This is a genomic window from Streptomyces sp. NPDC088810, from assembly GCF_044750305.1.
Lineage (GTDB): Bacteria > Actinomycetota > Actinomycetes > Streptomycetales > Streptomycetaceae > Streptomyces.
In genome coordinates this window covers 539,318-552,186 of the sequence record NZ_JBIVJQ010000004.1, presented here as the reverse complement: position 1 = coordinate 552,186, position 12,869 = coordinate 539,318, and the positions used below count along the sequence as shown (strand labels likewise).

Below are 12,869 nucleotides of genomic sequence, written 5' to 3'. Positions count from 1 at the left end.
CCTTTCAGGAGCCGAGCGAGCTGAGGACGGCGCGGCGCAGTGCCACGCGGGCCGGATCGTCGAAGGCCGCACGGTCACGGGGGCGCGGCACCTCGCGTACGGCGGACACCCGCCCCGAACCGAGCAGGGCCACACGGTCACCGAGGAAGAGGGCCTCGTCCACGTCGTGCGTGACGAACACGACGGTCGCGCCCGTGCCCCGCAATACCTCTACCAGCAGGTCCTGCATGCCGGACCGGGTCTGCGCGTCGAGGGCGCCGAAGGGCTCGTCCATGAGGACCGCGCGCGGACTGTCCGCCAAGGCCCGGGCCAACTGGGCGCGCTGGCGCTGCCCGCCGGACACCCGGTGCGGCAACTGCCCGGCCTGCTCGCTCAGTCCGACCCGCGCGAGCCACGACTCGGCCCGGGAGCGCCGCTCCGCGCGCGGGACGCCCCTGATGGCCAGCGGGAGTTCGACGTTTCCGCGCAAGCTGCGCCAGGGCAGCAGCGCGTCCTCCTGGAAGACCAGCGCGCGGTCGGCCGACGGCCCGGTCAGCGGGCTGCCGTCCGCCTCGGCCGTGCCGCCCAGCGGTGCCAGCAGCCCGGCGAGCGTCCGCAGCAGCGTGGACTTGCCGCAGCCGGAGGGGCCGACGACGGTGAGGATCTCGCCGGGGGCGACCTCCAGGTCGACGCCTGACAGGACCGGCGCGTCCGGGCGGCCGAGGACGGCGGAGCGGAAGGCGAGCCGGGTCCCGCGTACGCCTTCCGGTGCCGGTGCGGCGGGAGCGGTGACGGTCTCAGACGAGGTGCTCATCACGGGCCTCCTCGGTGTCGTTCTCGCCCTGCTGCTCGGACTTGGCCTGCTGCTCGGGCTCGCCGTCGGGGCGGGCTGGGGCGGCGAGCGGCCGGGCCGCGCGGGGACGCCCGCCGGGGACGTACGAGGTGCGGGGCAGCCAGCGGGTCAGCCGGCGGCCGAGGAGTTCCACGGCCGTGGAGGTGATCCAGCCGAGCACGCCGATCGTGACCATGCCGACGAAGACGCCGGGGTAGTTCACCACCGTGTAGTCCTGCCAGGTGCGGTAGCCGACCCCGTACTGGCCGGAGATCATCTCGGCGGAGATCACGCAGATCCACGACACGCCGATGCCCACCGACAGCCCGCCGAAGATGCCGGGCAGGGCTCCCGGCAGCACGACCGAGCCGAGGATCCGGAGCCGGCCGGCGCCCATGGTGCGCACCGCCTCCTCCCAGACCGGGGTCAGCGCGCGGACCGCGTGCCGGGTGGAGACCAGTACGGGGAAGAAGGCGGCGGTGCAGGTGATGAAGACGATGCCCTGCTCGTTCGAGGGGAACAGCAGGATCGCGACCGGGACGAGGGCGATCGCCGGGATCGGCCGGACGACCTCCAGCACCGGGCCGAGCAGGTCCTCGGCCAGGCGGGAGCGGGCCACGAGCACGCCGGTGGCCACGCCGAGGACGGCCGCCAGCGCGAAGCCGGTCAGGATGCGGGTGAGGCTGTCGGTGAGGTCGGTCCAGTAGTCGTCGCCGGAAAGCCGGTCGGCGAAGGCGCGGGCTACGTCGGTGACCGTCGGGAACTGCGAGAATCGCAGCCACAGGTCGACGTTCAGGCTGGTCAGCAGCTGCCATATGCCGAGTGCGACGGCCAGGGACACCGCGCGCAGCGCATACCGGGCCAGGGGCCGCCGGGTCATGAGGCCCGCTCCAGAGCTTCGCGGTACGACAGCGTGCGCGCGCCGTCGTGCGCGGTGAGGTAGTCCTGCGCGGTGGCCGGGGTGACGAAGGGCAGCAGCCGGTCGCCGTCGGCCACCCAGACGGCCTTGTCGGCGAACCAGAGAGTGCCGGTGGTGGCATCGGGCACGTAGGCGGCGCGGATGCCGTTCTGGTGCGCGGCCAGGTAGGCCAGCAGTTGCTTCGGGGACTTGTAGGAGAGGGTCTTCTCGCTGCCCTTGGGCCACACCTCGCTCGCGGCCGGCGGGGGCGACGCGGTGAGCCGCTTGGTGTACGACGTGCCGAGGGCCTTCTTCACGTACTGGTCGTCGACGAAGGAGTCCACGTCGATGTCGCCGGTCAGCTTGGCGGACTTCAGCACGGACACGTCCTGTTTCAGGGCGGAGACGAGCTGTGGGGTGAGCGCCGGGTTGAACGTGGCGATGCCGTGAGCGCCGTTGTACAGGTAGACGACCTCGGCAGGCAGACCGGTGGCCTCGGCGACCTTCTCTGCCGCGGTGACGGGGTGGCCGTTGAGGTAGTCCGTCGCCTGGGCCTGCGCCTTGAGGAACGCTTCCAGGACGGCCGGGTGCCGGCGGGCGAAGTCCTCGCGGGCGGTGACGCCGTGGAACGTGGGCAGATTCAGCTGGGCGCCGTCGTACAGGGCCTTGGCCTTGCCCTGGAAGGCGAGCAGGCCCGGCCAGGCGACGAACTGGGACAGCGCGTCCACGCTGCCGGCCGACAGCGCCGAAGCGCCCACGGCGGGCTGCTGGTTGAGCTTGGAGATCCCCTTGTCCGGGTCGATACCGGCTCGCTGCAGGGCCCGTACGAGGGTGCCGTCGGCGGCCGAGCCGACGCTCGTGGAGACCTTCTTGCCCTTCAGGTCCTTCAGGGAGGTGAGCGTGGAGTCCGGCGCGGTGACGATGGTGTTGAGACCGCCGCGCAGGTTGTAGCCGGTGGCGGAGACCAGGTGGGTCGGCCGGCCGAGCTGCTTGCCGCGGGCCGCGTTGAGCAGCAGCGGAAAGTCGCCCATCGAGCCGATGTCGATCTTCCCGGCGGTCATCTGTGCGGTGATCGGGGCGCCGGTGGCGTAGTCCTGCCAGTCGACCTTGTAGGTGTGGCCGTCGTGCAGGGAGTTGAGCTGCTTCTCGAAGTATCCGAGGGAGCGCAGCAGGGTCCCGGCCGTGACGGTGTTGATGGTCTTGGACTGGTAGCCGACGGTGACGGTGACCGTGGAGCCGCTGCCCGCCTCGGCGCTGCCGCCGCAGGCGGACAGGGGCAGCAGGAGTGCGGCGGCGGACAGGGCGACTGTCGTGCGTTTCATGATGGGTGTACCTCTCACCGCAGCAGGTAGGGCATGTTGACCGTGACGGCTCCGGTGGGGCAGCGGGCCGCGCAGGGGCCGCAGTACCAGCACTCGTCGACGTGCATGTACGCCTTGCCGCTGCTCTCGTCGATGGCGAGGGAGTCCAGCGGGCACATGTCCACGCAGAGGGTGCAGCCGTCGATGCACTTCGACTCGTCGATGGTCACGGGCACGTCGGCCCGCTGGGGCGCCAAGGGCATGGCTGTCTCCAGGAAATGTGCAGGCGGGGCGGTTACGACCGGTGCAGCAGGCCGCTCATCGTGATGCGGTCGCCGCGGAAGCGGATGAACTCCAGGTCGACGGGTCGGCCGTCGGCGAGGTGGGTGAGGCGCTCCAGCATCAGTACGGCGGCGCCGCGCGGGGCCTGGAGCACGGCTGCGGAGTGGGCGTCCGCGTTCACCGCCTCCAGGGTGATCTCGGCGTGGCCGAGACGCTGGCCGGTGATGGCTTCCAGGAGGCGGAAGACATCGGTGTTCTCCAGGTCGGCGCCGAGCAGGGCGGTGCCGATGTCGAGCGGGATGTAGGTGAGGTCGAGGGAGAGCGGGAGGCCGTTCAGGCGGCGCAGGCGTTCGATGTAGAGGACGTCGGCGCCGGCCGGGACGCGGAGACGTTCGGCCACGGGGACGGGTGCGGGGGCGGGGCCCATGGTGCGGACCTCGTTGGTGACGCGGCCGTGTTCGCGGAGGGTTTCCGCGAGGCCCATCAGACGGTCGAGCCCGTGCGGGTATTTCCGGGCGACGACGACGGTCCCGACTCCGGGCAGCCGGTCCACCAGGCCTTCGGCCCGGAGCAGGTCCAGGGCTTGGCGGACGGTGTTGCGGGAGGCGCGGTAGTCGGTGGCGAGGGTGGACTCGTGTGGGAGGGTGCCGTCCTGGAATGCGCTTGTGAGGATCTGGCGGCGCAGCAGGTCGGCGAGCTGCCGGGCCCGGTCCGCACGCAGCCGGCGCCGTGCGCGGTGGGCGGCGACGGTGCTCGCGGCGCCCTGCCCGGCATGGTCTCGGGGGCGGTCGGTGGGTGGCATGGCTGGAACCATACCTAGGCGATAGGAAATGGCGTGTTGCTGGAGTGTTGCGCCAGCTGCGGCCCTCGGGAGCGAGCCGCTGAGCTGGGCCTTTCCGTTCCACAGGGCAAGATCTGCCACCCCGCGGGGACGGTCAGGACAGTGCCGTCAGCCCCGGAGCGAAGGTGATCAGCAGGGGTAGCAGCGGCACCAGCGCGGCCACCGTCGTCGTCAGGGCCCGGTGTCGGCGCAGCAGCCGCGGCGGCGGCTCCAGCAGGCGGTCGACCCGCTCCCCCAGGAGGCGGCGGCTGGAGTCGCAGGAGAGGACGCCCCGGTGCTGGTTCAGCTCGATCAGGGCGAGGGCCGTGGTGAGGTGCCCGCAGCGCCGGGACGCCGTGTCGTCGGCGGCCAGCTCGACCAGGCGGTGCGTCTGGTCGCAGAAGTGGGCGAAGAGCGGCACGTGCGGGAAGCCCGTGGCGAGCGCGGTGGACAGGTGCAGCAGCCAGTCGTGGTGGGCGCGGGCGTGTCCGCGCTCGTGGGTGAGGACGGCGTCCAGCTGGAGGTCGGTCAGGCGGTGCAGCGCCCCTGTGGTGACGACCAGTTGCGGGGGGTGTCCCGGCATCCACCAGGCGTCCGGGTACTCGTCCTCCAGTACCAGCATCGGCCCGCGTGCCGCGGGCAGCCCGGGCGGCAGCTCAGGGGCGCGTTCGCGCAGGTGCGCCCGGGCCTGGCCGCGGCTGCGGCGGGCCTCGACGAGTTCCCGGGCCAGCATCGCCGTCGTCCAGGCGGCCCCGCAGGCCAGCAGCAGGGTGAGCACCACGGCCCATACCGGCGCGGTGGACAGGTCGTAGGCGGCGGTGACGGCGGGCGGCGCGGGTGCGAACACGCGGTCGCGGACGGTGTGGAAGACGGCCGCCGCGCCCAATACGAGTGCGGTCAGGCAGCACAGCAGGACGGTGGCGACCAGGCACTGCCACACCCACAGCGCCACCACGGGGTCCCGCTCGGGCCAGGCGGCACGGGTCAGCGCGCGCGGCGCCGGTACGGCGGCCGTCAGCGCGACGACGCTCAGCAGGAGCAGGCAGACGGTCATGCCGGGGCTCCGGTTCCTGGTCGGAGAGGTGTGCGGTGTCGGTGGTGCCGGGCACGCGTCACGCGGCGGCGGCTCGCGCGTGGTGCGTGTCCCCGTCAGTATGACGAAGACCGGCGCCCCGAGTCAGGTGTCGGCGACGATCCCGCCGCACCGCGGCACGCGCGGGTGGGCGAACCGGCGCAGACCGAGTGCCCGACGGTGCCGGCCCGCACCGGCACGCGCGTGTGGCCGATTCCCGCAGTACCCCGCGCGCGTACCGGCCCCAGCGCCCGACGCCCAGGGGCCCTGGCCCCGGGGTCACTCCCGCAGGGCCCCGCGCACCGCCCCGAGCGCCTCCTCCTCGGTCGCTCCCAGGGCCCGTGCCTGGGCGACGAAGGTCCTGGCCAGCGCCGCGAGTTCGGCGGGGTCGGGGCGGTGCGTGCCGGTCGGCGGGGCCGCCACGCGCGTGCCCGCGCCGCGCCGGGTGCGGATCAGGGAGGCCGCCTCCAGTTCGCGGTAGGCGCGGGCGACCGTGCCCGCCGCCAGGCCGAGGTCGGCGGCCAGCTGCCGTACCGTCGGCAGGCGTTCGCCCTCCCGCAGCCGGCCGGTGCCGATGAGGGCGGCGAGCTGGGCGCGGATCTGTTCGTAGGGCGGTACCGGGCTGGTGGTGTCGACCCGTACGGCGGCGCCGCTCACCGGTCCTCCCCCTGGGCCGGCCGGCGCGTCCGCCCGGCGTGGCCCGTGCCTGCGGCGCGCGGGGCCGAGGAGGCCCGCGGCGAGCACACGGTGACCAGCGTCCACGGCACGGTCACCAGGGCCACCACCGCCAGCGGCCACAGCACCCCGTTGGCCAAGGTCCCCGCCGTCCCGTCGCAGGTGACGCTCATCAGCGCGCCGGACGCCGTGGAGGCGGCGCCCAGCAGGGAGGCGGACACGATCAGCCCCCAGGCGGCGACCACGGCCAGGCTGCGGTCGCGGCGGGACTGTTCGTCGCCGGGGCGGGTGGCGATCCGCCGCAGGGACCAGCCGCAGGCGGCCGTGGCGACCGCGAGGGAGCCCAGCATCGGCAGGCCGTAGTGCAGGCCCGGCCAGGGGCCGGCGGACTGGGACAGCAGCCGCGGGCCGCCCGCGTGGGCCGCCTGCGCGCAGTGCACGGTCAGGGACCGGCCCGCGCGCCCCAGGTCGTCCGGCGAGGCGACCGCGCCCGCGACGGCGAGCAGCAGCACCAGCGCGCCCGCCAGGGCGAGGAGCAGCGCGGTCAGCCGGGGCGGGACGTAGTCGCGGACGCGGCGCGGGGCGAGGCCCGCGGTGCGGACGGCGCCGCGGGCCTGTGGGGTCAGGGCGTCGCCCGCCAGGACGCCGGCCACCGTGCACAGGCCGAAGGCGGGGATGGCGTACAGGATTCCGTCGCCGCCCTCCAGCGGTGTCAGCCAGCGTGCGGCCAGCGCGCCGACGAGCAGCCCGGTCCAGCGGGCGTACCGGTCGACCGGTGCGCGGGACGCCGGAACGGTGGTGCTCAGTTCGGTCTCACTCATGACAAGCCCCCGTGAAAGCACGCTCTTGTACTCACCACTTGTATCAAGTGGTGAGTACAAGATGGCCGCTGCGGCAGGCTTGTGTCAACTGCTTGCTACAAGTCGTCCGGTGGTGCCGTCACCGCCGGACCGCGGGTCACCCCGCCACGACCCGCCCGCTCACCTCGCCCAGCCCCACCCGGCGCCCGTCCGCGCCGGGCGCCCACGCCGACAGCGTCACCACGTCCCCGTCCTCCAGGAACGTCCGCTTGCCGTCGGGGAGTTCGAGGGGCTCGCGGCCGTTCCAGGTCAGCTCCAGCAGCGAGCCGCGCTGGTCTTCGGCCGGACCGCTGACCGTGCCCGAGCCGTACAGGTCGCCCGTGCGCAGCGAGGCGCCGTTCACCGTCATGTGGGCGAGCTGCTGGGCGGCGGTCCAGTACATGGTGGAGAACGGCGGCTCGGAGACCACATGGCCGTTGATCGCGACGGAGATGCGCAGGTCATAGCCGTCGGGCTCGGCGCCGGGTGCCGAGTCGTCCAGGTAGGGCAGCAGCGGGTGGGTGCGCTCGGGGGGTGCCACGCGCGCGTGCTCCAGCGCTTCCAGCGGGGTGATCCACGCCGACACCGAGGTCGCGAAGGACTTGCCGAGGAACGGGCCGAGCGGGACGTACTCCCAGGCCTGGATGTCCCGCGCGGACCAGTCGTTCAGCAGGCACAGTCCGAAGACGTGCTCCCGGAAGTCGCCGAGCGCCACGGGGCTGCCCAGCCGTGACGGCACGCCCACGACGAAGCCGACCTCGGCCTCGATGTCGAGCCGGACCGACGGACCGAAGACGGGTGCGGGATCGCCCGGGCCCTTGCGCTGCCCGGACGGCCGTACGACGTCCGTGCCGGAGACGACCACCGTGCCGGAGCGGCCGTGGTAACCGATCGGCAGGTGCTTCCAGTTGGGGGTGAGGGAGTCCTCGGCGTCCGGGCGGAAGATCTGGCCGACGTTGCGGGCGTGATTCTCCGAGGCGTAGAAGTCGACGTAGTCCGCGACCTCGAAGGGCAGGCGCAGGGTCACCTCGGACAGGGGGTGGAACAGCGGCTCGACGGCCTCGCGGTGTGCCGGGTCCGTGACCCAGGAGATGACGGCACGCCGCACGTCGGACCAGGTGGCGCGGCCGGCGGCCAGCAGCGGGTTGAGGGTGGGCCGGGCGAGCAGCGCCTGGTGGGGCGAGCCGAGCGCGGCGGCCGCGGCGCCCGCGTCCAGGACGTGGTTCCCGAGCCGGACGCCGATCCTCCGCTCCGTGCTGCCGGAGGGCGAGAACACGCCATAGGGGAGGTTGTGCGGACCGAAGGGGTCGCCCTCGGGGACGTCGAAGGGGGGCATGGGGTGCTGCCTCGCTCTCATCCGGGCCATGCATGGCACTGCGTTCCATGTGGTCGGGCCACACGTTACGGCCCACCCGCGTGTCTTGGGCAGTGCCTCACTCGGTGCTCGAAAGGTTGCTCGCACAGTGTCTAAAGAGTTCTTAATGTCCGGATAAGCCTTGCTGGAGCGGGCAATTCCGGCTTAGCGTCCTTTGGGACACGGACGGGGTGGGTCCGTTCCGTTGGGGGGACACGTGGGGGGACCCGTGGCCGCAAGTGCCGTCAGCGTGCCCGTGCAGGCCGACCGCGACGTGCCGGGACTGATCGTCAAGTTCGGCGACTACCCGCTGCACCACGGCGGAGTCGGCGCGATCCGCAGCCTGGGCCGCCTCGGCGTGCCCATGTACGCCATCACCGAGGACCCGTACACACCGGCGGCCTCCTCGCGCTACCTGACGAAGGCGTTCGTGTGGCCGACGACCGGTGCGGAGGACCCGGGCCGGCTGGTCGAGGGCCTGCTGCGCATCGGACGCCGGATCGGCCGCCCGGCCGTCCTGATACCGACGGACGAGGAGGCCGCCGTCCTGATCGCCGAGCACCAGGGCGACCTGGCCGGGCCCTTCCTCTTCCCGCGCGTGGACCCCGCACTGCCCCGCCGCCTGGCCAGCAAGCAGGGGCTGCACGAACTGTGCGCGGAGCACGGTGTCGCGAGCCCCACGGCCGCGTTCCCGCGGTCGTACGACGAGATCGTGGCCTTCGCCGACACGGCCCGCTTCCCGCTGGTGGCCAAGAACCGCGAGGCGTTCGTCCGGCGCCGCCGGCCCGCCGTGCACGGCACCACCCGGATCGGCACGCGCGCGGGACTGCTCAGCCTGGCCCGGGACTGGGGCGAGGAGCCCGGCGTGATCCTCCAGGAGTACCTGCCGCGCGAGGAGGCCGAGGACTGGATCGTGCACGCCTGCTTCGACCAGGACTCCAGCCCGCTCGCGCTGTTCACCGGCGTCAAGGTCCGCTCCTGGCCGCCACATGCCGGCATGACGGCGAACGCGTACGTCGTCGACAACCCGGAACTCGCCGACCTCGCCGCCCGTTTCATCAAGCAGATCGGCTTCAGCGGCATCATCGACCTCGACCTGCGCTTCGACCGGCGCGACGGACGGTACAAGCTCCTCGACTTCAACCCGCGCGTGGGAGCCCAGTTCCGCCTCTTCGAGAGCGAGTCGGGCGTGGACGTCGTCCGTGCGCTGCACCTGCACCTGACCGGCCGCCCTGTACCGGAGGGGGAACAGCGCGCAGGCCATCGCTACATCGTGGAGAACATCGACCTGCCCGCCCTCCTCGCCTACCGACGCAGCGGCTACACGACACCGCATGCGCCGGCCCGGGCGAGCGGGACGGAGCTGGCCTGGTTCGCGGGTGACGACCCGCTGCCGTTCCTCACGATGCTCGCCCGGTTCGTGCGCCCGGGCGCGAAGCACCTGTATCAGCTGTGGCGGACCAGCCGCCGCGGCAGCACATCCACGAAGTAGGCAAGGCCACGACAGCGTGGCGCACCGCGTCCTGGGGAGGGACTTCGTGATCCGACCGGTTGCAGTCATCGGGGCCGGGCCGTTCGGCCTGTCCACCGCCGCCCACCTGCGGGCGCGCGGCATCCCTGTGCGGGTCTTCGGCGACCCCATGGTGAGCTGGCGCGACCACATGCCCGAGGGCATGCTCCTGAAGTCGACGCCCGCCGCCTCGAACCTCGACTGCCCCCAGCCCGGCCACACCCTCGCCGACTACTGCGAAGCGGCCGGCATCCGCCCCCTGGTGACCGACGAGGACATCATCCCGGTGGAGACCTTCATCGCCTACGGGGAGTGGTTCCAGCGCAAGCTGGTCCCCGACCTGGAGCAGGTGCGGGTCGTCTCCGTCGACCGCGGCAGCGGGGGCGGCTTCGAACTCAAACTGGACTCCGGAGAACTGTTCACCGCGCGCGCGGTCGTCGTGGCCACCGGCCTGTCCGGGCTCGCCCACCTGCCGGCCGAGCTGGCGGGGGCGGCAGCCGACGGCCCCGCCCCCACCGGCCCGGTCTCGCACAGCGCCCAGCACCACGACCTCGGCCGGTTCGCCGGCAAGGAGCTGATCGTGATCGGCGCCGGCCAGTCCGCGCTGGAGACGGCGGCCCTCGCGGCGGAGGCGGGTGCACGGGTGCGCGTGGTCGCGCGCGGACGCGGCCGGGTCGCCTTCGGCGCCCCGCCCTGGGCGCAGCCGAGGTTCCGCCCCGAGTCCCCGTTCGGCCGGGCCTGGTCGCTGTGGGCGCTCACCTACTACCCGCACCCCTACCGGTTCCTGCCCGAGGCCACGCGGCACCACCTGGTCCGCCGGGTCCTCGGCCCGCTCGGCGCCTGGTGGCTGCGCGAACGCTTCGAGAGCGCCGTGCAGGTGCGGGAGGTCGCGTGGGTGGTGGGCGCCGAGGCGCAGGACGGCAGTCCCGTGCTCACCGTCCGCACCCATGGCGGCCGCACCGAGCAGCTCACTGCCGACCACGTCATCGCCGCCACCGGCTACCGCGTCGACATCGCGGCGATGGACTTCCTCGGCCACGAGCTGCGCACCGGGCTCGCGGTGAGCCGCGGCACCCCGAGGCTCGGCCCCGGCTACGTCTCCTCCGTGCCCGGCCTGTACTTCACCGGTCTGCCGGCGGCGGCGTCGTACGGCCCGGTGATGCGCTTCGTGTGCGGTACGGAGTTCGCCTCCCCGCGCCTGGCGAAGCACCTGGCCGCGGCCCACGGTTGAGCCGGGGAGCCGCGACGGGACCACCATCAGGGCGTCGGCGCGCGCGACTTGGGGCGCAGCAGCACGTAAGTGCGCGGATCGAGGGGTGAGTCGGCGGGGCGCGGTGTCCGTATTCTCTGATCATGGCACCCACCCCGGCATATGCACTGATCGCCACCGACCTGGACGGGACGCTGCTGCGCGGCGACGACACCGTCTCCGACCGGTCGCTCGCCGCGCTCGCGCGGGTGGCGAAGGCCGGTGCCCGGCACCTGGTGGTGACGGGCCGCCCGGCCCCGCGGGTACGGCCGCTGCTCGCGGACCTCGGCTGCGCGGGCCTCGCGGTGTGCGGGCAGGGGGCACAGGTCTACGACGCCGGCACCGACCGTCTGCTGTGGTCGGTCCGGCTGGACCGGGAGCTGGCCGAGACCGCGCTCGGCAAGATCGAGGCGGAGGTGGGGCAGGTCTACGCGGCGGTCGACCAGGACGGCGTCGACGGACTCACGCTCATCGAGCCCGGCTACCGGATGCCCCACCCGACGCTGCCCGCGGTGCGCGTCGGCCGGCGCGACGACCTGTGGACGGAGCCCATCAGCAAGGTGCTGCTGCGGCACGCCACGCTCTCCGACGACGAGTTGGCGGCGGTGGCGCGCGCGGCGGTGGGCTCGCTGGCGACGGTCACCATGTCCGGGCCGGGCACCGTGGAGCTCCAGCCGAGCGGGGTGACGAAGGCGACCGGGCTGGCGCTGGCAGCCGAGAGGCTGGGCATCTGCGCCGACCGGGCCCTCGCCTTCGGCGACATGCCCAACGACATCCCGATGTTCGACTGGGCCGCGCGCGGTGTCGCCATGGCCGACGCGCACCCCGAACTGAAGGCGGTGGCCGACGAGATCACCTTGTCGAACGAGGACGACGGCGTCGCCGTCGTCCTCGAAAGACTCTTCCCGACCGACTGACCGGGATATCAGTAGCGCCGGACGTGGCCCGGAGCCGGTCAGTACGCGCCGAACACGTTGTCGATCGACCCGTACCGGGCGGCCGCGTAGTTGCAGGCGGCGGTGATGTTCGCGACCGGGTCGTAGATGTTGAACGACGTTCCGGCGACGTGGTACGCGTTGAACGTCGGGTCGATCACCTGGAGCAGGCCCTTGGACGGGATGCCCTTGGCGGCGTTGGAGTCCCAGAGGTTGATGGCGTTCGGGTTGCCCGAGGACTCGCGGATGATGTTGCGGTAGATGCCGTTGTAGGTGCCCGGAATGTGCTTCTCGGCCATGATCGCGAGCGACTCGCGGATCCAGCCGTCCAGGTTGTTCGGGTATCCGGCGGTGGTGGTGGAGGCCGTCGTGGTGGTGCTGGTGGCCGCGGAGGCGCTGGTCGCGCCGATGAGCGGCAGGGCGAGGACGGCGACGCCGGTGCCGACGGCGGCGAGGGCGCGGACGAGGCGGGTGTGGCGGGGCTGAGCGGCAGCGAGCATGGGGGTGTTCCTCTCCGTCGCCTGCGAGGTGAGCTGTCGGGTTCGGGCGGGGAGGTGCCCGGCCGTGCCCTGGAAGAGGCACGGCTTCACCCCGAGCCGTGCCGGTGCGGCGTGTGCCGTCCGGCCTGGCGGCTTACCTGGGTCCCCCGCTCCTGCCGTACGAATGAGTTCGTCGATGGGTTATGCGGGCGGCGGCAGGATTAGGCGTCCGCCCGACGGCCCGGAACGTATGCGAGAGCACATGTCGGGAACAAGTACTGGATTCACACAACGTGCGTTTTGACCTTGATCGACGCCGTATGGGGTGCTTGATCCTTTGCGGTTGCCAACCCTCAACTCGCCGACAGGGCAAGGGCTTGCAGGGTTTCTGAGGGTGGGTCGGGCAGACGGGGAGCGTGAGCCAATTCACGAAATAGCAAACTGCTTCAAATCAGACATGGGGGATTAGGGGGATTAAGGCGGGAAGTCGGGGTGGTGGTGGAACCCGGGGTGCGGTGCGCGTCGTTGTCGTAGTGGCCGACGCGGTAGGGGGTGGCGAAAAAGGGATGGAGAGGTCGCGGCAGAGTGCCCGGATTGCTATTAAGTCAATGAATGTCCGTTCTTATCATGTGATCGCCGCTATG

Annotated in this window: 13 protein-coding genes and 1 riboswitch; of the genes, 3 read left to right on the top strand and 10 right to left on the bottom strand. The window is 72.5% G+C overall.

The features are described from left to right. Positions 1-4: 4 nt before the first annotated feature. The 9 genes from ACIP4Y_RS17195 to fahA all read right to left on the bottom strand — a co-directional run bounded on the left by ACIP4Y_RS17195 (position 5) and on the right by fahA (position 8,034). The gene (locus ACIP4Y_RS17195) at positions 5-793 is read right to left on the bottom strand and encodes an ABC transporter ATP-binding protein (protein WP_401393652.1); all 789 of its coding nucleotides are present in this window, start codon (positions 791-793) and stop codon (positions 5-7) included. Beyond that, entirely contained in the window at positions 777-1,691 is a 915-nt protein-coding gene (locus tag ACIP4Y_RS17190; RefSeq protein WP_401393649.1) for an ABC transporter permease, read from the bottom strand. Before ACIP4Y_RS17190 ends, ACIP4Y_RS17195 begins: the two co-directional genes overlap by 17 nt. Next, positions 1,688-3,031 (bottom strand): ABC transporter substrate-binding protein, encoded by a 1,344-nt coding sequence (locus tag ACIP4Y_RS17185; protein ID WP_401393647.1) that lies wholly within the window; start codon positions 3,029-3,031, stop codon positions 1,688-1,690. The genes ACIP4Y_RS17190 and ACIP4Y_RS17185 overlap by 4 nt, the downstream gene beginning before the upstream one ends. Before the next feature lie 14 nt (positions 3,032-3,045). Then, a complete protein-coding gene (locus ACIP4Y_RS17180) occupies positions 3,046-3,273 on the bottom strand; it encodes a ferredoxin family protein (RefSeq protein WP_030347217.1) in 228 nt (75 codons plus the stop codon). 32 nt (positions 3,274-3,305) lie between these two features. Then, positions 3,306-4,094 carry a GntR family transcriptional regulator gene (locus ACIP4Y_RS17175; RefSeq protein ID WP_358638008.1) on the bottom strand — a complete coding sequence of 263 codons (789 nt, stop codon included), beginning with the start codon at positions 4,092-4,094 and terminating at the stop codon, positions 3,306-3,308. A 133-nt stretch (positions 4,095-4,227) separates the two neighbouring features. Further along, on the bottom strand, positions 4,228-5,166 hold the full coding sequence (locus ACIP4Y_RS17170) for a M56 family metallopeptidase (RefSeq protein WP_401393643.1): 939 nt from the start codon (positions 5,164-5,166) through the stop codon (positions 4,228-4,230). 297 nt (positions 5,167-5,463) lie between these two features. Next, entirely contained in the window at positions 5,464-5,841 is a 378-nt protein-coding gene (locus ACIP4Y_RS17165; RefSeq protein WP_401393640.1) for a GntR family transcriptional regulator, read from the bottom strand. Further along, complete coding sequence (locus ACIP4Y_RS17160) at positions 5,838-6,680, bottom strand: hypothetical protein (protein WP_401393637.1); 843 nt, start codon at positions 6,678-6,680, stop codon at positions 5,838-5,840. Before ACIP4Y_RS17160 ends, ACIP4Y_RS17165 begins: the two co-directional genes overlap by 4 nt. A 136-nt stretch (positions 6,681-6,816) precedes the next feature. Further along, positions 6,817-8,034, bottom strand: a complete 1,218-nt coding sequence (gene fahA, locus ACIP4Y_RS17155; protein ID WP_401393634.1) for a fumarylacetoacetase — start codon at positions 8,032-8,034, stop codon at positions 6,817-6,819. A gap of 268 nt (positions 8,035-8,302) precedes the next feature. Between fahA and ACIP4Y_RS17150 the strand changes: the two genes are divergently transcribed. From ACIP4Y_RS17150 to ACIP4Y_RS17140, 3 genes are all read left to right on the top strand, one after another. Beyond that, positions 8,303-9,544, top strand: a complete 1,242-nt coding sequence (locus ACIP4Y_RS17150; RefSeq protein ID WP_401393963.1) for an ATP-grasp domain-containing protein — start codon at positions 8,303-8,305, stop codon at positions 9,542-9,544. Positions 9,545-9,590: 46 nt separating this feature from the next. After that, positions 9,591-10,793, top strand: coding sequence for an FAD-dependent oxidoreductase (locus ACIP4Y_RS17145; protein WP_358637998.1), 1,203 nt, complete (start codon positions 9,591-9,593; stop codon positions 10,791-10,793). Positions 10,794-10,915: 122 nt separating this feature from the next. After that, a complete protein-coding gene (locus ACIP4Y_RS17140) occupies positions 10,916-11,728 on the top strand; it encodes an HAD family hydrolase (protein ID WP_401393630.1) in 813 nt (270 codons plus the stop codon). A gap of 38 nt (positions 11,729-11,766) precedes the next feature. On the opposite strand, the gene ACIP4Y_RS17135 is transcribed toward ACIP4Y_RS17140, so the two are convergent. Then, a complete protein-coding gene (locus ACIP4Y_RS17135) occupies positions 11,767-12,246 on the bottom strand; it encodes a transglycosylase SLT domain-containing protein (RefSeq protein WP_401393627.1) in 480 nt (159 codons plus the stop codon). Between the two features lie 5 nt (positions 12,247-12,251). Then, positions 12,252-12,431, bottom strand: a riboswitch (cyclic di-AMP (ydaO/yuaA leader). Positions 12,432-12,869: the final 438 nt, after the last annotated feature.

Excerpts from the sequence above, each read along its gene's own strand:
- ACIP4Y_RS17140 (WP_401393630.1), top strand. The coding sequence starts at position 10,916 with ATGGCACCCACCCCGGCATATGCACTGATCGCCACCGACCTGGACGGG.
- ACIP4Y_RS17170 (WP_401393643.1), bottom strand. The coding sequence starts at position 5,166 with ATGACCGTCTGCCTGCTCCTGCTGAGCGTCGTCGCGCTGACGGCCGCC.
- ACIP4Y_RS17135 (WP_401393627.1), bottom strand. The coding sequence starts at position 12,246 with ATGCTCGCTGCCGCTCAGCCCCGCCACACCCGCCTCGTCCGCGCCCTC.
- ACIP4Y_RS17175 (WP_358638008.1), bottom strand. The coding sequence starts at position 4,094 with ATGCCACCCACCGACCGCCCCCGAGACCATGCCGGGCAGGGCGCCGCG.
- ACIP4Y_RS17185 (WP_401393647.1), bottom strand. The coding sequence starts at position 3,031 with ATGAAACGCACGACAGTCGCCCTGTCCGCCGCCGCACTCCTGCTGCCC.
- ACIP4Y_RS17160 (WP_401393637.1), bottom strand. The coding sequence starts at position 6,680 with ATGAGTGAGACCGAACTGAGCACCACCGTTCCGGCGTCCCGCGCACCG.
- fahA (WP_401393634.1), bottom strand. The coding sequence starts at position 8,034 with ATGCCCCCCTTCGACGTCCCCGAGGGCGACCCCTTCGGTCCGCACAAC.
- ACIP4Y_RS17190 (WP_401393649.1), bottom strand. The coding sequence starts at position 1,691 with ATGACCCGGCGGCCCCTGGCCCGGTATGCGCTGCGCGCGGTGTCCCTG.
- ACIP4Y_RS17180 (WP_030347217.1), bottom strand. The coding sequence starts at position 3,273 with ATGCCCTTGGCGCCCCAGCGGGCCGACGTGCCCGTGACCATCGACGAG.
- ACIP4Y_RS17195 (WP_401393652.1), bottom strand. The coding sequence starts at position 793 with ATGAGCACCTCGTCTGAGACCGTCACCGCTCCCGCCGCACCGGCACCG.